We start from the raw sequence: 20,973 nt of genomic DNA, 5'->3' as shown, positions 1-20,973 counted from the left end.
GGCCCTACCCGTCGTGTTGCGGCTCGGTGTGTGCCGCGGATCAGCTGTGGGAGACGGTCAGCGCGTAGAAGGCGACCCGGGCTCCGTTGGTGCTGCTGTCCGACGCGGACTGGTTGTAGGCCCCGGCCTTGAAGTACTGCTTGTACGACTGGAAGGACGAGGCGATGGGGTAGTGGGTGGTGCTCCCGTTGACCGTCACGTCGATGGTGTCGCCACCGGAGACGCCGAGGGTGTAGCTCCACTTCTCGCCGACCGGGACATGTCCCACCGTGTGCAGCGTCTGGCCGCCCGCCGGGGAGTTCTCGGTGCCCAGGACGATGTCGCCGTTGGAGCGGTAGTACAGCTCCAGCAGCGGCTTGGTGGACGAGCCCCCCTCACCCAGGTGGATCTGTCCGACGCACACGTTGGACGTCACGGACACCACCCGCAGGGTCACACTCATCCGGTGGGTGCCGCCGAGCGACCAGTTGGCGCTGCTGCCGTCCCGGTTCACCTCCCGGAGCTCCGAGCGGGCGTACTTGGAGTTGGGCGTGGTGACACCCTTCTCGGGCGACCAGAAGGTCAGGGCACCGTCGCCGTCCGTGTAGAGGTAGGAGTCCCGGTAACCGCCCTGGAGCCGGGAAGAGGCGATGGTGGTAGGGGATCCCGGGGAGCCGACCGGTTGCTGCAACTGCCAGACCGACAAGTCGATACCGCTGCTGCCACTGCCACTGCCACCGCTGCCGCCGCCGCTGTTCGGGGCGTCGGGAGTCGCGTCGGCCGTGGGTGTCGGCGTGCCGCTGCTCCTCACCTGTCCGTCGACCGGCTCAGTGCCGTGTTCCGTGCCGGGGGTTGTGGTGGTGACGGTGTTGAAGATGTCCAGGAACTGGTGCTCGCTCTGCTCGGTACCACTGCAGGAATCGGAGAGCTTCCCCGCCTCGGGACAGGCCTTGTCACGGCCCACCGCCCAGAACGACAACTGCTGGATCCCCTTGTCCACCGCGAACTTCGCCACCCGCTCCGCATCACCGGTGGTGAACACCTCACCCGCCGTGTCGTTCACCCCGATCATCGGCGTGTTGCCCTCCATCGCCCACAACTCCTGCGACGACTTCGACGTCCAGATCTGCCCCAGCTGATCATGCAGACCCGTCGCCGCGTCGATCGCGGCCTGCCCCATGTCCTTGACCGCGGACCCGTAGTCCATCGTCATGATGTTCACCAGCGACACCCGCAGCCCCGCACTCTGCGCGTCCCGCAGCAACGCCACACCCCCCGCTTCCAGACCCCGCGTCCCCGACGGCAGCGTGAACTGCACATCCAGCCGGTGACCCGCCGCCTCGTACTGCTGCTGCAACCCCGCCAACGCCTGGTTACGACGGTGATTGGCCGCACTGTCCGCCAGCGCCGCACCCTCGATGTCGAAATCCAGCCGCGACAGATCCAACGCGTCCACCACCGTGCGGTACTGCTCCTGCAACGCCGGAACCGAGGTGCAGCCCTGCCCCAGCTCCGTACCCGACGCCCCGCCGAACGACGCGATCACCTCACCCCCCGACGCCCGCAGACCCTCCACCGCCGACACCCACCCCTGATCCGTCACCGGCGTATTCCCGTTGAACGTGGCCTTGCAGCCCCCACCGTCCAGCACGAACGCCAGCGTCGCATACCGCAGACCCGCCTCACGCGCCTTCGCCAGACCCTCGGGCGACCCCCACGTCTCCACATACGGAGCCGCATACCGCACCGGCCAACTCGAACCGCCCGATCCGCCCGACGGCGGCACCTTGCCGCCCTCCGGTTCGGGCGAGGGGGACGGGGGTTCGATGGTGTCGCCGCCGTCGGTGACGAACTTCCAGGTGATGCCCTTGACGAGGCCCTTCTCCAGGGGCGCGAGTTTCTGGAACGCGGTCTGGCTGAGGTCCAGGTGGTCGGCGGCGCAGGAGGGACACATGTCCTTGACGGGCACCGTGATCGTTTTGCCGTTGTACGTCACCTGGACGTCGACGCCCCGGCACAGCCGGTCCTGGTTGGGGTCGGCGGACGTCCACCACTCGTGCGACACGGCGACGAGATCCTGTTGGGCCGCGTCGACCACGCTTCCGCACGCGCCGTACCCGCTGTCGTTGTAGTACGTCATCTGACCGGAGATGGTCCGGGTACTGACCGGGTTGTCGGCCAGCGCCAGGGACACACCCCCCAAGATGACCGTCACCAGGGCGACAGCACCGCCCGCGATGATCCGGTTCCGGATTGACACGCAATCTCCTGATCAGTCTCATGTGTGGTGAATCGGTTCTCGGCTCGGAACGCCGCGCCGATCATTGAAGAAGTGGAAGGGCACGACGGCGATCCGCCGGGGGCTCTGCCCGGCGAGCCACTCAGTCCGCCTCTTCGGTCACTTGGCGGGCACCGCCGGGAGGCGATGTCCACTCGTGCACGAGCCGCCGTTGAAGGGGCACTGCTGGACCGGGCGCCTTGCCGTCCGCCGCCCCGGCCTGCTGCGATGACAGTGCCGGGCGGCATGTCTTTCCCGGGAAGCGCAGCAGGGGACGGGAGACACGGCGACCAGTGAGAAGGGCATGAGCGAGACCCTTGACCGGCCCACCGGAGCGGAGCGCTCCGCAGGAGCCGGCCGACGAAGTGCCGGTGCCGGCGCGGGGGCGGGGGCGGGGGCGATCCGGGCGGCGGCCGGGGCTCCGGAAGCCGGCAGGCCTACCGCCGGAAGGCATACCGCCGGAAGGCATACCGCCGGAAGGCATACCGCCGGCAGGCATACCGCCGGCAGGCGTACGACCGTGTCGGCCGGTGGTCTGTGAGGCGATGGACGACCGGCCTCCGCCCCCTGCGGACGCTCGTTCCCCGATTCGGCGGTGCGGACCGTTCGCGCCGGTCCGGACCCGTCTATCTGCTCGCGGCCGACGCCGACGAGTCGGCGCGGCTCGCCGAAACGGTCGACGCTCTGCGTGACGGTGAGCGGGACCAGGCGACCGTGGTGATCGCCGCGAGCCTCCCGTACTCCGAGGGCGTGTGGAAGCAGCTCGGGCAGATGCTGGACGAGTGCCGCCGGTCGGGGATCACCGGCGTGCGGCTGTTGTGGTCGGGTGCGGGAGCCGATCTCCCGGGGCGCCCGGCTCCCGCCAGGCGTGTCCGCGACACCTGGGGGATGGAGGTCGTCGCCCCCGCAGGTCCCGTGCTGGTCGCCTCCGACGGGTCGCTCTTCACCTCCGCCGAACCAGGCGGCTGGTGGCGCTTCACCCCCGGCCTGGCCCCCCGGCCGCTCGGGCTGCGTCATCCCGTGCCGAGCTGGGAGGACGCGGCGGCAGGCCTGGCGCCCGACGCGGTCGGCGGGCATGTGGTCGAGCCCGTGCCGGCGGGGGTGCTGATCCGGACGGCGGGACCGGTGCCGGATGCCGAACGGGCCGTCGGCGCCTCGATCCCCATGGACGAACAGCGGCTCGCCGTCGTGGTCGGCACTCCCGGCACGCCCCCGGTCTCCGCGAAGGCGCTGGCCGAACTGCTGGCCCTCCTGCCCTCGCGAGCCGGCGCCACCGCCCGCCTCGTCCCCGGGGACGGGCGTGACCTCCTGAACACCGGCCAGGAGACTGCCGAACTGCTCGGCACCGAGGTGGAGGTAGTGAGCGGAGTTCCCGCCCTGCTGGAGCGGGCGGACGGCACGGCCGACTGGGCCGTGGTGCTGGTCGGAGCGGACGGCGAACCGTCGTGGCGGCCCTACGTGGAAGCCGTCACCTGTCTCCCGGGGCACGACGGGCCCGCCCCGGCACCGCGCGTTCTGCGGTGGCGACCGCCCGTCGCCGGACTGGCCGCCACCTCCGAGAACGGAGTGCTGCTGCTGGACGCCGTGTGGCAGGTCGCCGTCACCCGTGCGGGACTGTGGGTGGGTTCCCACGGCGGTGTGCCCCCGGAGGCGTCCGGATGGGCACTCTCCCACGACACGACGATGGTGCATGTCGGTGCGCCGGGGCAGCGGCTCGACGACGGGCTGTGGCCGGTGCTCGACACGCTGATGGGCGGACTGGAGCCGTCCGTGCGGGCGCGGACGACGCTTCATGTGCTCGGGCGGTGCGGCGCACAGGGACGGCGTCTGCTGCGAGGCGTCGCCGAACGACGGGGGCTCGGCCTGGAATACCGGGACACGTCGGCCGACCCGATCTCGGACGGCCCGGCAGAGGAGCGATCCGAGCCGGCGCTGCCGCGTACCGCGGGCCAGGCTGCGCCGTACGCGGACGCTTCCGCCGCCGAGGCCCCCTGGCACACCTCGCCGATGAGCGTACGGGTCCGGCGCGTGGCCGCCCCGCCCGAGCCGGTGCTCGACAGCCCGCCCGCGCCGGTGCTCGACGCCCCGGCCGTGCCCGCCTTCGCCACGAGGAGAGCACCGGTCCCGCCGGGCTTCGCCGAGGCACGCGCCGCGACCCGTTCGGTGGGAGGGCCGCGCGGCCGTTCCGTTCCGGTTCCCTGGAAGGTTTCGCGCGAGACTCCGGCGCAGGATCCGGCCGGCGCCAGCCCCAGCCCCAGCCCCAGCCCCAACCCCAGCCCCAACCCCAGCACCGGTATCGGTACCGAGACTGGCATCGCCGTCCCCGCTCCCGCTCCCGCTCCCGCGACAAGCACGGCCACCGCTCCGGCATCTCCGATGTCTCCGGTGTCTTCGTTGTCGTCCATGACACCTCCGCTGCCGCCACCCGCGCCCGAGCCAGTGCCGGCACCCACGCCCGCGCCCGCCCGGGCCACCGCCCAGGAACGTCCGCTCGCCCCCGCCGCCCCGGCGCGCCGGGCCGCCCTGCCCGTCCGCGTCAATCCGCGGCACCGGAGCAGCCCTTCCGACCGGAGGGCGCTCCAGGCCCTGGCCGGTGAGCGGTGGTGGCAGCAACAGGCCGCGATCGCCCGGACGTTGATGGTGGTGCCGGGGCTGCGCTCACACAGCCAGAACGAGGAGACGCACGCGGATCTGATCGCGGTGCGCTGTTTCCTCACCCTCGACGACGGCCCGCTGAGCTGGATCTGGCTGGAGCGGCGGCTGGCAGCGGGGGCGGACGACGCGCTTCCCTATCTGTCCTGTCTGGCATCCGGTCTCCGATGGCTCCCGTCGTACCGGGGGGTCGTCGTCCGCGACGCGGGAGTCCTCCCGCCGGATGCGGGGACGCCGTCCCCCGGGAGCGAACTGTGCGAGGCGGGGCCGGTCGGCACGCTGGCACTGGACGGGGCCCCCTGGCCGACCGCCGACCGGTACCTCATCTGGTCGGTGACCGGGCGGCGGGCGCGCGGCCTGTTCGCCTCGGCTCCCGCGGCGGCGAAGGGCGAGGAGGTCGTCTTCGCTCCCGGGACGCGCTTCAGGGTCCTCGGGACGCAGGGGCGGCCCCGAGCCATGACGGTACTGCTGCGCGAGGTGGCCGAGGGCGACCCCGCCGCACGTTCGGGTCAGCACGAGGCTCAGGACAGGGCCGCCCTGGCAGCGCTCACCCAGGCGGCGGACCGGGCACCGGCGGCCGACGCCGCCGCGGCGTGGCCGCCCCGGCTCGTCGGACAGCTGGCCCCTCGGCTCGGCGACGGGAACGACCGCGCTTGATCACGTCGACCGGCGCCGCCGTGCCGGACGCACCCACCCCACAGCAGAGCACAGCAGAGCAGAACAGAGGAGAAAGAACATGTCCGCCGATCGCAGGACGCCGAGGCGCGGGGCGCCTCCGGAAGCCACCGAGCAGTTGAGGATGCGGCGGGCCGTGGTCCTGTCCGCCCCACCCTCCGCCTTCCCGGCCCCCACCGCACCCGGCACTCAGGAGCCGCAGCGCGGAGATTCGGGGACGACCGCACGGACGGCTCGTGGCGGGGCGGACACCGAATCGCGGAACGCGGCCGCGCGCCGCTCGGACGAGGGACCGCGATCCGGCGACCGGCCGGAGCGAGGCCATCGGCGCAGGCCCGCCGGAGGGGGATCCGGCGCGGAGGGTGCCACGGCGGAAGGCGCGGCGCCCGCAGGCAACGCCAAGTCCGGCGCACGGCCGATACTGGCCGCGGCGGCGGTCGCCGGAGCGGTGCTGGTCGCGTTGCCGCTGGCGCTGAACAACAGCCACAACGACAAGGACCACGAGACCGACTTCGAGTCCTCCGGCCAGAAGTCCCCCTCGCCGCTGGCGGCCGACCCGGACTTCACCATCGACGTCACGGCCCGCCCCACCCCCGAGACCACCTCTCCCTCCCTGCCCTCCTCCTCGTCCTCCGCGCCTTCCCCGTCCTCGCCCCCCGCCCCGTCGGCCTCCGGCATCAGCGTCTCTCCCGGCAAGCCCTACCAGGGGCCCGGCATCCGCGCCCCGCACCCCCAGGTCTCGTCGGCGCCCCCCTCCTCCCCGCATGCTCCGACAGTCCTCGCCGGTGGCGCTCCGCCGTCCCCGCATAGCCACCCCGTGGCCGGCGGTGCGGGAAACTACTCGACCTCGCCCGCGCCGGTGCAACTCGCCGGGACCGCCACCGGAGACGGCGGGGCGACCACGCGCACCACTCCGGCACCGGCGGCCGCGGTGCGCGCCGAGACCCCGCCGGTCCCCGGTTCTCCGGCGGCCTCTCCCGCCTCCACCATGTCCACGCCCGCGGGGCCGGCCGAGGGTACTCCGCAGGCTCCATCGGCCGTTGAGACGGTGCCGGACGCGGGCGGCCTGGTCGTCCAGGCCACCCGTGTCCTGGAGACCGGCGATTCGATCGTGTCGGACCGGGCCGGCCTGTCCATGCAGGAGGACGGCAACCTGGTCATCACCGACGAGAACGGCACGGTCCGCTGGTCCTCCCACACCGAGGGCCGGGGCTACAAGACGGTCTTCCAGGCCGACGGCCACCTCGTCGTCTACACCGAGGACGACCAGACGGCCTGGTCGTCCGGAACCGCGGGGCACGACGGTGCCGAGCTGGTCCTCCAGGACGACGGCAACGTGGTGATCCGGCAGGACGGCACGACTCTGTGGGTCAGCGGAACCGCTCACTGAGCACGGCCGGTCGGTCCCCGGCGCCGGATCCGTCCGGCGCCTGGGCCAGCGCCGGCGCCTGGGCAGGGGCCAGGGCAGGGGCCGGGCTCCCCAGGCCGGGCGGCCGGGCGAACGGGTCCGGTGTCCCGGACCGCTCGAGACCGCTCTCCTCGTCCGCGCGCCAGACACGCAGGGCCTCTTCGAGCTCCCGCACGACCCCCCGGACCGGACCGCCTCCCGCGCCCCCCGGGGACCGGGCCGGAAGCTCCCGCATCATCACGACCGTACGCTCGCCGCGCCGAGCCCGGACATCCAGGATCTCGAACCGCGTCCCCGGCGGGAACAGCACCCGGTCCGGCAGCTCCGGTTCCAGCAGGGCCGTGCGGCGGCCGGTGACCGAGCGGACCACCATGTCGGTGTTGCCCGCTCTCCCGGGATTCCCGGTGATGGACGCCGAGCACACGCCGTGCTCGACGACCTGACGGTGTGCGTCGTACCACCGCGTCTCCGCCTCGGCGAGGTCGGTGCGCAGCGCCACCACACCGTCGTGCACGGGCAGCATGGACAGTCCGTCCAGGGCTGACGCGGTCGGCGCCGGCATCCCGCCGCCGGGCTCCTCGACGCCGGGGTTCTCGTGTTCCCGGCCGGTTCCCCGGCCGTGCACGGTCAGTTGGAGACGAGCCGCGAGGAGTCCCGCCAGGACGGCCTCGGGCGGATGGTTCCTGCCCAGCCCCGGTTTCTGCTGGAGGGCGAGAGCGACGATGGCGGTGTCCTTCGCGGAACCGGAACCGGAACCGGAACCGGAACCGGAGTCGGAACCGCTGAGCGGGCCGGTCGTCGGTCTCGTCGGCTCCGTAGCGGCCTGCGCGGGCCCCGACCCGCCCCCGGCGGGCGGAAGTTCACCGGGAACCAGGGGCGGGGCCTCCGCCCCGGGGCGGGCGGCCGGGACCCCCCACGGCCGGTCCGCGGTCAGCACCCGTACCAGCAGACCCGTCTCCGGGGGCAGGCTCCGGACGACGTCCTCGGCGAGCTGCCGCAGCCGGGGCAGCGTCCGCTGCACGCTGTCGTCGCACAGGATCAGTTCGTGGTGGGGGTCGGGGGCGGCGGCGCGCACCTCGTCGGCGTACGACGGTTCGGCGGAGGGGCGTATCCACAGGCCCCAGGGGAGCACCTCCAGGGCCACGCCGGGCCCGCCGCGGTACAGGCCCCGGCGGAGCATCGGCAGGTGGTCGAGGGGCCAGCGGTGGTCGACCGCGAGCGGCGGGTCGGACGGTCCTCCCGGCTCCGGGGGCAGTTGGAGGTACTCACGGGCGAAGACGGGGCGGCCCGGCGTCCCGTCCCGCTCCATGAACAGGACGTCGGCGAGCGGTGCGCGGCCGACCAGCGGGTCGCTGGTGGGGAAGCCGTTGTACACGTGCACCGGTTCGCCGGTCACGGTGGCGAGAGTCTCGCCGAAAGGACGGCCGCCGGGCGTCCGCGGCTGCCCGTACAGCACGACGCGCATCGTGGTTCTGGCGTCCTTGGGGAGGTCCTGCCAGAAGCGGGCGATGTCCTCCGGCGCCAGTGCGGGGGCATCGGGAGTGCCGATGACCACGGTGGCCGCGTCGCTCCGGCAGCGCAGGCGGGCGGCCAGGTACCGGCGGTGGCGGTGCTGGGCGGCGTCCTCGCTCGCCGGACGGAGCCACACCCCGGCGCTCACCGGTTCGGCCACGGCGGACTTCCCCACCGGCCAGGGACGGTCCGGCAGGGTCTCGTCCCAGGCGGGCCGGGGGAAGCGGCGGGACACGTACCGTTCCTGGCCCTCAGGTGGGCAGAGCACCCAGCCGCGGCCCCGGTCCGCCCCGATGAACAGGGCGCCCCCGGCGGACGGGAGCAGCACACCGTCCGGCACGAGCACGTCCTGCCCCAGCCGCCCGGCCAGCCAGCGGCCCGCCGCGGCCGGTCCCTGCGACGGAGGTCTGCCGAACACCACCCGCAGGCCACGAGGTCCCGCGGGCACCGCGTGTGTCACGGCCTCCTCCACCGCGGCCAGTGCCGTTTCCGGCAGGAGATCCACCACGACGACCGCGTACTCGGGGTCCGCTGCCAGGCCGGCGGCGAACAGCAGGGACCGCCGGTCGGGGCCGATGGCCGGGCGCACCAGCCATGCGCTGCCGACGCGTTGCACCGCCAGCTCGGCCGACGGCTCTTCCCGCCACTGGGGCGACGGCGCTTCGTGCCGCTCGGCCGGTGGTGCGGAGCGGGTCTTCGGCGGCAGCCACGGCCGTTTCCTGCCGACCCCACCGCTGCTCCCCCTGCTTCTGGAGGTCAAGTCCCGGTCCGCCACGGCGTGGAACTGTCGTGGGGGAGCGTGCCGGCGGCCTGGACGCGGATGCCCCGGGAGAGCGGCCGGCGCTGGCGGCGGGCGTCGGGCCCGCCGCCCGCGGCACCGGGAGACGAGGGCCGGGGCCTGACCGGTCCGGTCACCTGGCTGTGATTCATGCGCGGTATCTCCGTAGTCGTGCTGGGGTTCCGCTCGTCCGTGCCGAACCCCTCGGCCCTACGGAGTGGCGTCCGGGCCGATGATATGGAGACCGGCCACGGCCGAGACGGCCGAAGCCCGCCCTGCGGGGCAGCTGTGCCCGTCCGGGCCGGGATTCGGCCCGGACGGGCACGGATACGGCGGACCGTCGTCGGTCGCCCGTCAGCGCGGCTGTGCGGAGGGGATGGGGAGCCAGATCTCGAAATGGCCCGTGCCCACGGAGGTGCGGTACACCAGGGCGCTCGCCAGCCGGTATCTGCCGCTGGTCCGCATCTCGCCGCGGACCAGGGCCTGGATGTCTCCCGGCTGGTCGGACCAGTCCAGCACGACGCCGTCGAACCAGCCGTCGTCGATCGCCGCCCGGTAGCCGTCCGCACCCATGAGATGACGGCCCTGACGTCCTGTGTAGTCGATGTAGTAGACCGAGGTCCACAAGGTGTAGTCGGTGAGCCCCTCGCGGCTGAGGTAGTACACGGGCGCCTCGTGCGGCTGGCCCAGCCACTTCTGCCCCGGCCGCACGTTCTTCGCCAGTTCGGGCATCAGATACGTGCCGTTGGGCCAGATGCCGTAGTTCTGGGCCGACTGCGACATGCCGAGCGTCAGGGCCAGCACCCCTACGGCGATGGCCAGTTGGGGAAACCGGAAGTGCGCCCCCATCAGACGGCTGACGCCCACACCCGCCATCGGGGCGGCGAACAGCAGGCCGTACCCGATGTGCTTGTTGAGCGAGACGCTGGTCTGCAGATGGATCTGGTAGGCGGGGGCCAGCAGCGCGGTGCCGGTGAGAACGACTCCCAGGGCCAGGCGCCATCCGGTCCCCGGACCCGTCCGGCGCTGCCCCGGCACCTCGCCCAGCCGGTCGCGGCGCGCGTACAGCCAGGTGCCGAGGCAGGCCAGGGCGAAGAGCAGGCCGCCCCACCGGGAGCAGTCCCAGGCCATGGCGAGGACCGACGTGGTGCCGTGCGCCCGGTCGGTGGTGGTGCTCCGGATCGCCTGCAGGTAGTCGGTGGTGGCCACGCCGATGCCGAGCAGTACCGTCACGCCGGCGGTGAACACCGCACCGCGCAGGAGTGCCTGACGCCCGCCGAGCCGCCGGAGGGCGGCCAGTACCAGCAGGGCCGCGAGGGTGGGCAGGAACAACGCGGACGCGTACTTCACTCCGGTCGCGAGGCCCGCCGCCGGCACCGCGGCCAGCGGCAGCGCCCAGTGGCCGGCGGCGACCCGGACGACGGCCCAGGCGCTCAGCGCGAGCAGGAGGATCGCCAGTGCGTCGTAGGTCGCGAAGTGGCCCAGGAACAGCGTCGACTGGGTGACGGCGAAGACGCCCGCCGCGCAGAGCGCCGTGCGCTCGTTGAAGAGCATGCGGGTGAAAGAGTAGAGCAGGGTGGTGGCGCCCAGCATGAAGGCCAGGCTCATCACCCGCACCGCGGTCAGTCCCCCGACGGAGTCCACCCAGGCGGCGAGCACGGGGTAGAGGGTGGGCGAGCCGGAGAAGTAGGTGCTGAAACCGCCGTAGTCGGGAACGCCGTGGAACAGGTGGTCGATCACGGCGTGCCCGGCGTAGACGTACAGCGCCTCGTCCTCGAAGGCGGTGTTGTGCAGGCGCAGGGACAGAACTGCCTGCACCAGCAGCAGGCAGGCCAGCAGGGCGCGGCTGACCCGGGTCCGGCGGGAACCCGTCTCGGCGGCCCAGCCTCTGCCGGGAACCGGCCCGAGCACCCAGTCCGCCCGGGTGATCTCGTCGAAGGTGTACCCGGGCGCGGGCTCCGGGCCCGGGGCGGGCAGCACCCGCAGCCGCAGGGTCGACTCGGAGTCGAACCGCCCGCCGTCGTCCCCGTCCACGGCCGGGTGCGGCCCGGTCGGATGCCGCGGTGGCCGACCCGAGTGCTCCGTCTCATGCCCGCCCGCGGGCCCCTCCGGCCCCAGCACCGGCCTCCGCCCCTGGTGGACGGCCGGAGAGTGCGAGGGCGTTCCGGGGGCGTCGGCGGGACGGCCGGGGAAGGCGACCACCGGATCCTCCGCGGTCGTCACGGGTGCCTCACGTCGAAGCCGAAGCGCGGGTCGGCGACCCCGCGCCGGAAGGCCGCCAGCGCCTGGGGGCTGCTGTCGATCCGCCAGTCCGTCTCCTTGTCCACGTCCAGCCAGACGAAGCCGACCACGTCCCGGTGGGCGGCCACCCCACGCACCAGGTCCTTGATGTCCGCCGGTTTGCGGGTACCGGGCTCCGCGGCGGTCTCGGCGATGAGCACGGGATTCCGGGTGAAGGCCCGGACCTTCCTGATGGCGGGGGCGAAGAGGGTGTCGAACCTGTGCGGGCCGGTCCTGGTGTAGTGGCCGACGAGGCCCAGCCAGTCCACGTAGGCGTCACCCGGGTAGTACCGCCGCAACCGCACCGGCGGGACCGGGACGTCCACCGTGGGGCTCCAGACCCAGATGACGTTGGACACCCCCGTGTCCTGGAAGAGATCGTGGATGTGCCGCCACGCGCCGACGAACTCCGCGGGCGGGGCGGGGGCGGCCTTACGGGTCCCCCACGGGTACCGGTCGCCGTTCATCCGGGGCGCGAAACCGACGGCGACCGGCACGTTGAGGTCGCGCACGGTGCGCGCGGTGCGCCGGATGTAGTCGTCGTCACGGCCCCCGGAGATGTCACGGAGCGTCGACCTCCAGGGCTCCCAGGCGACGTACGGCAGCATCCTGCGTCTCCAGACCGCCAGGGTTTCGCCCGTCGGGAAGCCGTCGCCCCAGGTGAGGTGGTAGGAGAGCAGGTTGGGTGCCTTGCCGGCCTTCCCGGCCCAGCCGTCGAGGACGCCCGGTGACACGGTGCTCCCGGCGAAGGCGGCTCCGAGGTACTTCCGGTCGTGCGCGGGCCGGATCATCCAGGTGACGTCGAACGGCACGTACGGTGCGGTCCGTACGAGGGGGCCCTGTCCGCCGGCCCCGATCGGCGCCGTGCGGCTGGGGGCGCAGCCCGCCGACGAGGCCGCGGCGGCGAGCGTACCCAGCAACGCGGTCCGGCGCGCGACGGCGGTCATACGGAGGCCCCGCCGGCCGCGGCGAAGTCCGGCACGGGGGAGCCGCCCGCCGCCGTGGGCTCCTCGGGACGGGGCAGGACGAGGAGGCGGAGCACGGCCGCGGCGTAGAACAGGCCGGAGCCGAGCGGCAGGGCGAAGTCCTCGGGCACCATCGTGTCCATTCGCCACACGGCGGCGCCGATCCACAGCGCGGTGACCGGTACGGTCCAGCCCCAGATCCCGATCCACAGGCGCCGGGTGTCGTTCCTGCGCGCACCTGTGGAACCGGTGGGCTGCCAGCCCATGGCGCGGCGTCGCAGCACGTCCCAGACGGCGAACACATGGGACCAGCTGTAGAGGACCCGGGTCGCCCATGCCTCCAGGCGGTACGGGCTGCGGTGCCACAGCGGGTACACGACGACGACGTAGACCACGCCGGGCAGGAGCAGCCACATGTCGGTGAACTTGACCTGCTCGGGGAAGAACAGCAGCAGCACGCACACGATCAGCGGGCCGGTGAAGATCATCAGGGCGGACTCGATGTAGTAGACGAACCCGGAGACGTAGCAGAGGCGGGTGACGAAACGCATCCTCACCCGCCAGAAGTTCTCCAGGCTTCCCAGCATGCTCATGGAGGCCATGCACCAGCGGTACTGCTGGCTGTAGTAGGCGCCGATGGTGTCCGGGCACAGACCGGTGGCGAGCGCGAGGGGCACGTACCGGAGGTCCCAGCCACGCGCCCGCAGATCGAATCCGGTGTGCATGTCCTCGGAGTGCTCGATCAGGCTGGTGCCGCCGACCTCGGCGAGCGCGGTGCGCCGGTAGACGGCGCACGAGCCGACACAGATGGAACCGTCGCTTCGCTGCCGGGAGACCTGAACCGAGCGGTAGAACAATTCCTGAACGGCGCCGGCGCCGCGCTCGATCCAGTTCTGCTGGTCCAGGACGCGGAAGAACTGGGGGGACTGCACGATTCCGGCGTCCGGGTCGGCGTCCATGTACGGCAGCAGCTCATCGAGGAGGTCGGCCCGGGGGGCGAAGTCGGCGTCCAGGATGAGGATGAACTCCCCGTCGGAGCGCTCGAAGCCGTACCGCAGGTTGCCGGCCTTCTTGAACCAGCCGCGGTTGGGCCGCACCAGATAGCGGAAACCGAAGTCGTCCGCCATGGAGGCGACCTCCGGACTGTCGGAGTCGTCGAGGACGAGGGTGGTGAGCCGCCCGGGGTAGGACTCGGCCAGCCGCTGCAGGTGCGTCCAGGTGTTGTGCAACACCGCGATCGGCTCGCCGCACACCGGCAGCAGGACATCGACCGACGGGTACTCCCACGGCGCCCAGGAGCGCACCAGTTCGCGGTGGGCCTTGAGATCGAAGTCGGGTGTGAAGAGATCCAGCCTGAACGAGATCACGAAGCTCAGTGCGGACAGCAGCAGGACCGGAGTGAAGATCCAGATCCACGGGCCGTGCCGGGCCGAGTCGATCTGGCTGTAGAGCACGCATACGAACCCGAGGAACGAGGCGAAGCTGAGCAGCCAGGTGCGGCGCACGACGTAGGAGTACTTCTCCCGGTCGTCGGGAGGCGTCGGAAGCAGCCCCTCGGGAGCCGCCGCGCGCGACGCCCGGCCCACCCAGGGGCGCCGCGCCCCGAGAGGCGGCCGTGCGGCCCCGGTGGAAACAAGAACACGGTGGGCGGCCATGACATCGGGCTCCAGGGGGCGGCTGGTGAGAACGCTGACCGGACATGCCGACGCGGGGTGACCGGCGCCGCTCGGTCGGCAGCACGAAGCCCAGGCTAGGGACCCGCGCGCCGAGGCCCGCCCGTACCGGCGGCAGAGGGGCCGTACGGGCACGAACCCTGCACCAAGGAACGGGGGTTGGGGTCACCGCGACACGGGCCCCGGCCGGCGGAGCAGCCGAGCCGCAGGCCGCTTGCCGGACGTGATCCCTGGGCCGGGGTCAGCTCGCTCGAACTCCCCTTCACAGCAAAAGAGTTGAGCTGGACCGTGTGCCCGCGCTGTCCGTCCTGATCGCCCCGCTCGTGGAGGTGGCCGGTGCGGTCAGTGCTCGGTCCGCCGAAGGTCCGGGGAAGGAGGATCCGGGAAGAGGCCGCACGGTTGCCGCAGGGGACCGGGTGGTTGCGGGTCGCCCTCGTGCCGTGGCGGACCGAGGACATCGCGGCGCCGGTCCTGGCAGCCGGCCCCCCAGGCTTCCCGGACAGCGGCCCGCACCTCTTCCGGTGTCTCTTCCAGGTCGCTCATGCCTCTCCCACCATCAGTCCGGGAAGCCGCGCGGTCGGCCCTCTGCCGTAGGGGTCCGCCCATAAGGCGGGCACGGGCACCGCCACCCCCTCCGCGCCCGGACCGCCTACCACCCGCTCCAGCTCGGACAGCGTGGTTTCGTCGAGCCACGGCGTGTGTCCGCGCCCGGAACCACCGGGCCGGTCAGGGCCCGTACCCGGTTCTTCGGCAAACAGCTCCCGCATCAGCACGGTGGGCCACCGCCCCTCGGTCACCCGCAGCACCTTGAACCGGGTGCCGGGGAGGAAGGCCAGCCGGTCGTCGGCGTACGGATCGACCGTCGCGGTACGGCGACCGGTCAACGACCAGACGACGAACCCCGGTCCGCCCTCCCGGAGCGCGGCCGTCGACGCCGACGCGGTCCAGAAACCCCGCTCGGTGACGAACCGGTTCTCCCGGTACCAGTCCGCCGCCGGGCCGTCCACCCGGGCCCGCGCGACCGCGGGCCCGCGGTAGGACCGCAGCCGGTGCAGACCCGAGGCGACACAGCGGGCGAGCGGCAGATGCGCGCCCGCCGTTCCCCGGGGCAGCGCGTCGTCGAGCTCGGCCCAGCCGCCGGTCAGATAGAGGTGGACCGCCGCCAGATCGGCGAGCACGCGGAACCGGTCGTCGTGGCGGCCGGTCCGCGGTCCGCGGCTCGCGGGCAGCGCCCGTGCCGCGACGGCCAGCGCCCCGCGATACCGGTCGCCGTACCCGCTCCGCACCCGCAGCCGGTCCCGGGCGATCCCGATGCCGCCGGTGTGCACGACCCGCGCGACGGCGCTGGGTTTCGGCTGCACCCGAATCGGATCCGTGCGCGGCATTGCGTCGGTGACGCTCATGATGTTCATCGAGTCGCTTCTCCCCGGGGCTGTGAAGGACACAGGAGCACGGGCACAGCCACAGGCGCCGTTCGCGCCGTTCGCGCCGTCGGAGACTCTAGGAACAGCCGTTGTCCCGTGGGGGCGTCCGGGACGGGAGGTGCACGGAAGGGAAGTGAGTCTTCCTGTTCGTACCGCCGCGTTCGGCGACGAGGCCGGCGGCGGCTGGTATGCCGACACCGGCAAGAACGCGTACGGCGTGCCCGGACGCGTTCGGTCTGGAGAGGACGTCGCCGGGCCGTCGCCCGCGCGCGTGGGCGAGGGGCGACGGCCGACCGGGTCAGCGAGTGGTGGAGTCCGCTGCCTGCCTGACGACCCGGGCGACCGCGTCCGGGTGGGACACCGCGACGGCGTGGGACGCCTTGACCTCGACGGTGTGGGCGTGGGCCCGCTTCGACATGAATCGCTGTGCGGCCGGCGGGATGTTGAAGTCCTGAGTGGCGATCAGGGACCACGTCGGGATGCTCTTCCACGCGGCGCCGACGGACGGCTCCTCCAGAGCGGAGGCGGCGATGGGCCGCTGGGTGGCGGCCATGATCGCCGACTGCCCGCGGGGCACGTCCGCGGCGAACTGGGCGCGGAACTTGTCGGACTTGATGTACAGGTCGTTCCCGCTTCCGCCGTCCGGCAGGGCGTACGGCACCGCTTCGACGGCGTTGCCGAGCGTGCTGCCGGGGAACTTGTTCGACAGTCCCAGCGAGGTCTCCCCCTGGTCAGGGAGGAACGCGGCGACGTAGACAAGTGCCTTCACCTTCTTCTCCCGGCCCACCGCCGCCTCGCTCATCACGGTGCCACCGTAGGAGTGACCCACGAGGATCACGGGGCCGGCGACCCGGTCGAGGACACTGCGCAGGTACGCGGCGTCAGCGGCTGGGCCTCGCAGCGGGTTGGCCGCGGCCACCACCGGATAGCCCGCGCGGGTCAGTCGCTCGATGACACCGGTCCAACTGGACGCGTCGGCGAACGCTCCGTGCTCCAGGACGATCGTCGGCTTCTGCCGGGCCGGCCCCGACGCCGTGTTCCTCGCCTCCGCCGTTCCCGAGAGACTCACGATCCCCGTGAGGATCGCTGCGACGGTTGCGGTTGCCATGGCGCTTCGGCCGCGGTGCTGCACGAGCACGGCAGAGGAAAATCGGGTCATGGGAAACTCCATTTCTGGATTGATCAGAAGGTGATCGGTTGGTTTTGGACGGTGAGCCTTGCTGGTGCTTCCGGGAAGCGCGTGCACGTGCACTCGGGCATGCGGGGTTCCTATGGCGCCGACGCGGCCCTCCTGCTGTGCAGTTACGCCCACGGAACGCCGTTCGCCGGCAGGGGTGGGCACCGCGACTGCCGTCCACCGCGTCGACTGGAAGGGCCCTGGTCGGAACTTGTCCGGGCGGGCAGCGCAGAGACTTCGACGACAGGCCGGAGCAATCAGGCGGCGGCGTGTACGGCGTCGAAGACGGTCTGTGCGACGGCCTTGGGCGGGGAGAGCGGCACGGCGTGCGAGGCTCCGTCGATCTCGAGGTTGTCCACCAGCGGGGAGGCGGCGAAGCGGTCCCGCAGTTCGCCGCTGGTTTCGCCTTCTTCAGGGACGCAGGCGGCTGTGGGGACCAGCCCTACGACGTTCTCGGTTGTCCCGGCGACCGTGATCGGCGCGCCACCGTAGGAGTGGCCGGCAAGGACGACGGGCCCGTCGATCTGCGCGGCCGCCGAGGCGACGTAGGCTGCGTCCGTGGAAAGGCCGCGCAGCGGATTCGGCGGCGCGATGACGGCGACACCGCCACGCTGGAACTCGTCGATGACTCCGATCCGGCCGGCGGCGTCCGCTGACGCGCCGTGCACCAGGACGACGGTGGGGCTCGGCATGTGCGCCTTCTCTCTCGGGCTCAGATGCCGAAGGCGGTACGGAGAGCGGTGACGGCCTGGTTGATGGCGGCCTCGGCGGCGTGGGTACCGCGCAGGGCGTCGAGCATCACGAAGTCGTGGATGATGCCCTGGTATCGGACCGCGGTGACGGGCACGCCGGCTTCGCGGAGCCTGTTGGCGTAGGCCTCGCCCTCGTCGCGCAGTACGTCGGCCTCGCCCGTGATGACCAGGGCCGGAGGCAGGCCGGTCAGCTGCTCGGTGGTGGCGCGCAGCGGGGACGCGGTGATCTGGGCGCGCTCGGCCTCGTCGGTCGTGTACTGGTCCCAGAACCACTGCATCGCATCGCGGCGCAGGAAGAAGCCCTCGGCGAACTGGTGGTAGGAGCCGGTGTCGAAGGAGGCGTCCGTCACGGGGTAGAAGAGGATCTGGTGGACGAGCGGGACGTCCCCGCGCTGCTTCGCCATCAAGGTCAGCGCGGCCGCCATGTTGCCGCCCACGGAGTCGCCGGCCACGGCGATCCGGGTGGTGTCCAGACTTCTGGCCGCGCCCTGTGCGACGACCCACCGCGCGACCGCGTAGTTCTGCTCGATGGCGACCGGGTAGCGGGCCTCGGGCGAGAGGTCGTACTCGGGGAAGACGACCGCAGCGCCGACGCCGACGGCCAGTTCCCTCACGAGTCGGTCGTGGGTGTGGGCGTTGCCGAACACCCAGCCGGCGCCATGGATGTACAGGATCACCGGCAGGGCGCCGGTGACTCCGGCGGGCCGGACGACGCGTGCTCGCACCTGCCCGGTGGGGCCGTCGGCCAAGGCGACCCACTCCTCGTCGACGGCAGGCCTGTCGGTCTCTCCGGACTGCACCTCGTCGACCGCTACTCGGCCCTCGACCGGGCCGAGGTCGAACAGATAGGGCGGATTCGCCGTGGCTTCCGCGAACGCCGCCGCAGCGGGCTCGAGCACGGGTTCGACCGGCGCGGTGACATCAGACATGCGGATCTCCTGAGGACGGAAGCAGAGAGGGGAAGAGATTTCCCGAGGAGCCTCGGGCGGCTGGGGTACTGGCGCCTTCACGCCCTACGCTACGGCGGCGAACAGGGGGCGGATGTCGTATCGCTGCCCGGGGAATGGCCCAGCAGTGCACCACTGGACTTCGGACGGTGTGCGGTGATCCTGGTTCGGTGTGGCTCACTCGTGAACGGACCTTCAGAGCACCGAGTCCTGCCACTCTGTCGGAGACAGGCCGTAGGTCTGCCGGAAGATTCGGCTGAAATGGGAGGGGCTGGTGAAGCCCCAGGACTGTGCCACCACGGCCACGCTATGGCGCCGACGGCGGAGCTCGAGGCGGCAAACGGAAAGTCGTTGCTGTCTGATCCATGCACCGACGGTGGTGCCGTCGCTCTGGAAGAGCTTATGGAGATAACGCACCGAGATGTGGTGCGCCCGGGCTATCGATTCCGGCGACATGCCGCTGTCGGTGAGATTTTCCTGGATATGGGACTGGATGCGCAGCAGCAGCTCACGACCCGGATTCGTGAACTTGCCGACGCTGTTCTCCTGGATCTCGCTCAGCAGCAGCGCGACGAGATCTGCGGTGTTCAGGGCGAGCCGTCTGCCGACCGTTGAATCCTGGGACCGTGATGCCTTTGCGAGGGCCGACAGGAATCGGGAGACAAGTTCTGCCAAGCCGGTCCTGCTGCCGACGTGGATAACAGAATTGCGGCGCAGCGCTTCTTCCGATACGTCGAGGAGGAAGCACGGAACTCGGAAGAAGGCCAGTTCCTCGGCGAAGTGACCGGGGGGCGTCAAAGTGCCCAGAATGATGAGGTCGCCCGGACTCATGACATGGCTGGAGCCCGGATGGAGAGGCAATGTCAGGTCGGACAGGTTGACGCCCAGATATAGATATCTGTGGTCGCCTCCGGCGGGCCACGACAAACTTATGAAAGGATCGGATTTGTTTCCGGGGGTCATTTCTATACTTGCCTGCTCTGGAGTTTCCGACATGGACAAGGTGATCGACCGGACCATTTTGTTTTCCCGTTGCTCGCCTTCGGTGTGGTTTTTTCTCATCCGGTTCTCAGGGCTGCCTTCGTGGGTCGCTCGTCCGGCCTTTCGGGGCCTTCGGAGAGGAAGGAGTCGGCCGCGCCGTTGAAGGCTGGAGGGTTCTCGAGGAAGGGGAAGCGGCTGTCTCGCTATGAACTCCCGGGAAAGAGGACGGACGTGGCTTCCGGCGCATCCGAGGACCAATTCGATGTGGGTCCCGGGCGATGGGCCAGACGGACCGTTCCGTTTCGGCCCGAGCGCCGGGATGCTCGCGCCCTGTGCAGGACGTGCCACCGACGGCGGCCTCACGCCCCTCACCCTCGCAAGCAGCCCGCTCCGGACGCATCAGTAATTTGACGGTCCTTCTGCGGCGGCAGTCGAACAGTTCACTTCGTCAGCGTCCGCGACGTCCGTCGAGCCTGCCGTTCAACGCCGGTCGGCGAGAACCCTGTTGAGGAAGTGGCCGCCCTGTTCGATCGCCGCCACGGTCGGCGGGCTGTCCTGAAGAAAGCTCAGGGACACGAAGTCGTGCACGGTCCCCAGGTAACGGGCGGCGGTCACCGGGACCCCGGCCTGCCGCAGCATTCGGGCGTACTGCTCGCCCTCGTCCCGTACGACGTCCGCCTCCGCCGTCACGATCAGGGCGGGAGGCAGCCCCGCGAGGTCCGCCGTGGTCGCACGCATCGGCGAGGCCGTCGGCTCGGCCAGTGCGCACGCGTCTTTGGTGTACTGACGCCAATACCAGTCCAGAGCCTCACGCGGCAGCAGGTAGCCGGAACCGAACTCGTCCCGCGACGGGGTGGTGGAGTGCGGATCGGTCATCGGGTAGTACAGCACCTGTGCGCGGATGTGCGGGCCGCCCCGCTGCTTGGCCATCATGGTGAGCGCCGTGGCCATTGTCGCGCCCGTGCAGTCGCCGGCCAGCGCCAGCCTGCGGCCGTCCAGACCCAGATCGTCGGCCTGCTCCACCACCGACGTCAGGAGTGCGTACGACTCCTCCAGCGCGACCGGGTAACGGGCCTCCGGGGCACGGGTGAACTCGGGCACCACGAAGGCCGCGCCACTCATGGCGGACAGCTCCCCTATCAGACGCGCGTGGGTGCGGGCGTCACCCAGCATCCACCGTCCGCCGTGCAGGTAGACGACGACAGGAAGCGGCCCTGTCGGCCGCGTCGGCCGGAACAACCAGAAGCCGACGAGCCCGCGGGGACCCACCGGCGCCACCCGGTACTCGGCCTCCAGCCCGCAGCCTTCGGACGGGTGACCCTGGATCTCCAGCAGCGCCTGCCGTCCGTCGGCCGGTCCGAGCTGGTGCAGGTAGGGCGGGTCGGCGGAGGCGTCGACGAGCCGCTGCACGACGGGATCGAGGACGACGGCAGGGCGTTCTGACCCGCGTCGGCCCTCTGCGGGTTCGGAATTCAACGGTGCACGTTTCCTT

General features: G+C 71.7%; 12 protein-coding genes and 2 pseudogenes. 2 read left to right on the top strand and 12 right to left on the bottom strand.

The window, feature by feature from the left end; genetic code table 11:
* Positions 1–40: 40 nt before the first annotated feature.
* Together ACFWBB_RS10645 and ACFWBB_RS10640 are read right to left on the bottom strand one after the other, a co-directional pair.
* Positions 41–790, bottom strand: coding sequence for a polysaccharide lyase family 7 protein (locus ACFWBB_RS10645; protein ID WP_385269279.1), 750 nt, complete (start codon positions 788–790; stop codon positions 41–43).
* Between the two features lie 1,068 nt (positions 791–1,858).
* Positions 1,859–2,239 (bottom strand): annotated as a pseudogene (locus ACFWBB_RS10640) (cysteine/serine endopeptidase inhibitor); the annotation flags it as partial.
* A 555-nt stretch (positions 2,240–2,794) separates the two neighbouring features.
* On the opposite strand from ACFWBB_RS10640, the gene ACFWBB_RS10635 reads away from it, so the two are divergent.
* Both ACFWBB_RS10635 and ACFWBB_RS10630 read left to right on the top strand, forming a co-directional pair.
* Entirely contained in the window at positions 2,795–5,566 is a 2,772-nt protein-coding gene (locus ACFWBB_RS10635) for a hypothetical protein (protein WP_385269269.1), read from the top strand.
* A 79-nt stretch (positions 5,567–5,645) separates the two neighbouring features.
* Positions 5,646–6,974 (top strand): hypothetical protein, encoded by a 1,329-nt coding sequence (locus tag ACFWBB_RS10630; protein WP_385269267.1) that lies wholly within the window; start codon positions 5,646–5,648, stop codon positions 6,972–6,974.
* On the opposite strand, the gene ACFWBB_RS10625 is transcribed toward ACFWBB_RS10630, so the two are convergent.
* From ACFWBB_RS10625 to ACFWBB_RS10580, 10 genes and pseudogenes are all read right to left on the bottom strand, one after another.
* Positions 6,955–9,264, bottom strand: a complete 2,310-nt coding sequence (locus ACFWBB_RS10625; RefSeq protein ID WP_385269265.1) for a hypothetical protein — start codon at positions 9,262–9,264, stop codon at positions 6,955–6,957. The two genes, ACFWBB_RS10630 and ACFWBB_RS10625, sit on opposite strands and share 20 nt — an antisense overlap.
* 372 nt (positions 9,265–9,636) lie before the next feature.
* Entirely contained in the window at positions 9,637–11,505 is a 1,869-nt protein-coding gene (locus ACFWBB_RS10620) for an ArnT family glycosyltransferase (RefSeq protein ID WP_385269263.1), read from the bottom strand.
* The gene (locus ACFWBB_RS10615) at positions 11,502–12,509 is read right to left on the bottom strand and encodes a glycoside hydrolase family 26 protein (RefSeq protein WP_385269261.1); all 1,008 of its coding nucleotides are present in this window, start codon (positions 12,507–12,509) and stop codon (positions 11,502–11,504) included. The genes ACFWBB_RS10620 and ACFWBB_RS10615 overlap by 4 nt, the downstream gene beginning before the upstream one ends.
* Positions 12,506–14,182: a glycosyltransferase family 2 protein gene (locus ACFWBB_RS10610; RefSeq protein WP_385269259.1), complete on the bottom strand. Its 1,677-nt coding sequence runs from the start codon at positions 14,180–14,182 to the stop codon at positions 12,506–12,508. The genes ACFWBB_RS10615 and ACFWBB_RS10610 overlap by 4 nt, the downstream gene beginning before the upstream one ends.
* A 557-nt stretch (positions 14,183–14,739) precedes the next feature.
* Entirely contained in the window at positions 14,740–15,612 is an 873-nt protein-coding gene (locus tag ACFWBB_RS10605; protein ID WP_385269257.1) for a hypothetical protein, read from the bottom strand.
* A gap of 310 nt (positions 15,613–15,922) precedes the next feature.
* Complete coding sequence (locus ACFWBB_RS10600; protein ID WP_385269277.1) at positions 15,923–16,732, bottom strand: alpha/beta fold hydrolase; 810 nt, start codon at positions 16,730–16,732, stop codon at positions 15,923–15,925.
* Between the two features lie 332 nt (positions 16,733–17,064).
* A pseudogene (locus ACFWBB_RS10595) lies at positions 17,065–17,493 on the bottom strand (alpha/beta fold hydrolase); the annotation flags it as partial.
* A gap of 20 nt (positions 17,494–17,513) precedes the next feature.
* On the bottom strand, positions 17,514–18,482 hold the full coding sequence (locus ACFWBB_RS10590) for an alpha/beta hydrolase (protein WP_385269255.1): 969 nt from the start codon (positions 18,480–18,482) through the stop codon (positions 17,514–17,516).
* A 213-nt stretch (positions 18,483–18,695) separates the two neighbouring features.
* Complete coding sequence (locus tag ACFWBB_RS10585; protein ID WP_385269253.1) at positions 18,696–19,562, bottom strand: helix-turn-helix transcriptional regulator; 867 nt, start codon at positions 19,560–19,562, stop codon at positions 18,696–18,698.
* A 399-nt stretch (positions 19,563–19,961) separates the two neighbouring features.
* Positions 19,962–20,957 carry an alpha/beta hydrolase gene (locus ACFWBB_RS10580; protein ID WP_385269251.1) on the bottom strand — a complete coding sequence of 332 codons (996 nt, stop codon included), beginning with the start codon at positions 20,955–20,957 and terminating at the stop codon, positions 19,962–19,964.
* Positions 20,958–20,973: the final 16 nt, after the last annotated feature.

This window comes from Streptomyces sp. NPDC060000 (assembly GCF_042737375.1).
In the GTDB taxonomy this organism is placed as follows: Bacteria; Actinomycetota; Actinomycetes; order Streptomycetales; family Streptomycetaceae; genus Streptomyces.
This window is presented reverse-complemented; position numbering and strand designations above follow the sequence as displayed.

Coding starts and splice junctions, on each gene's coding strand:
- ACFWBB_RS10630 (WP_385269267.1), top strand. CDS start 5,646: ATGTCCGCCGATCGCAGGACGCCGAGGCGCGGGGCGCCTCCGGAAGCC.
- ACFWBB_RS10615 (WP_385269261.1), bottom strand. CDS start 12,509: ATGACCGCCGTCGCGCGCCGGACCGCGTTGCTGGGTACGCTCGCCGCC.
- ACFWBB_RS10610 (WP_385269259.1), bottom strand. CDS start 14,182: ATGGCCGCCCACCGTGTTCTTGTTTCCACCGGGGCCGCACGGCCGCCT.
- ACFWBB_RS10605 (WP_385269257.1), bottom strand. CDS start 15,612: ATGAACATCATGAGCGTCACCGACGCAATGCCGCGCACGGATCCGATT.
- ACFWBB_RS10600 (WP_385269277.1), bottom strand. CDS start 16,732: ATGGCAACCGCAACCGTCGCAGCGATCCTCACGGGGATCGTGAGTCTC.
- ACFWBB_RS10590 (WP_385269255.1), bottom strand. CDS start 18,482: ATGTCTGATGTCACCGCGCCGGTCGAACCCGTGCTCGAGCCCGCTGCG.
- ACFWBB_RS10585 (WP_385269253.1), bottom strand. CDS start 19,562: ATGAGAAAAAACCACACCGAAGGCGAGCAACGGGAAAACAAAATGGTC.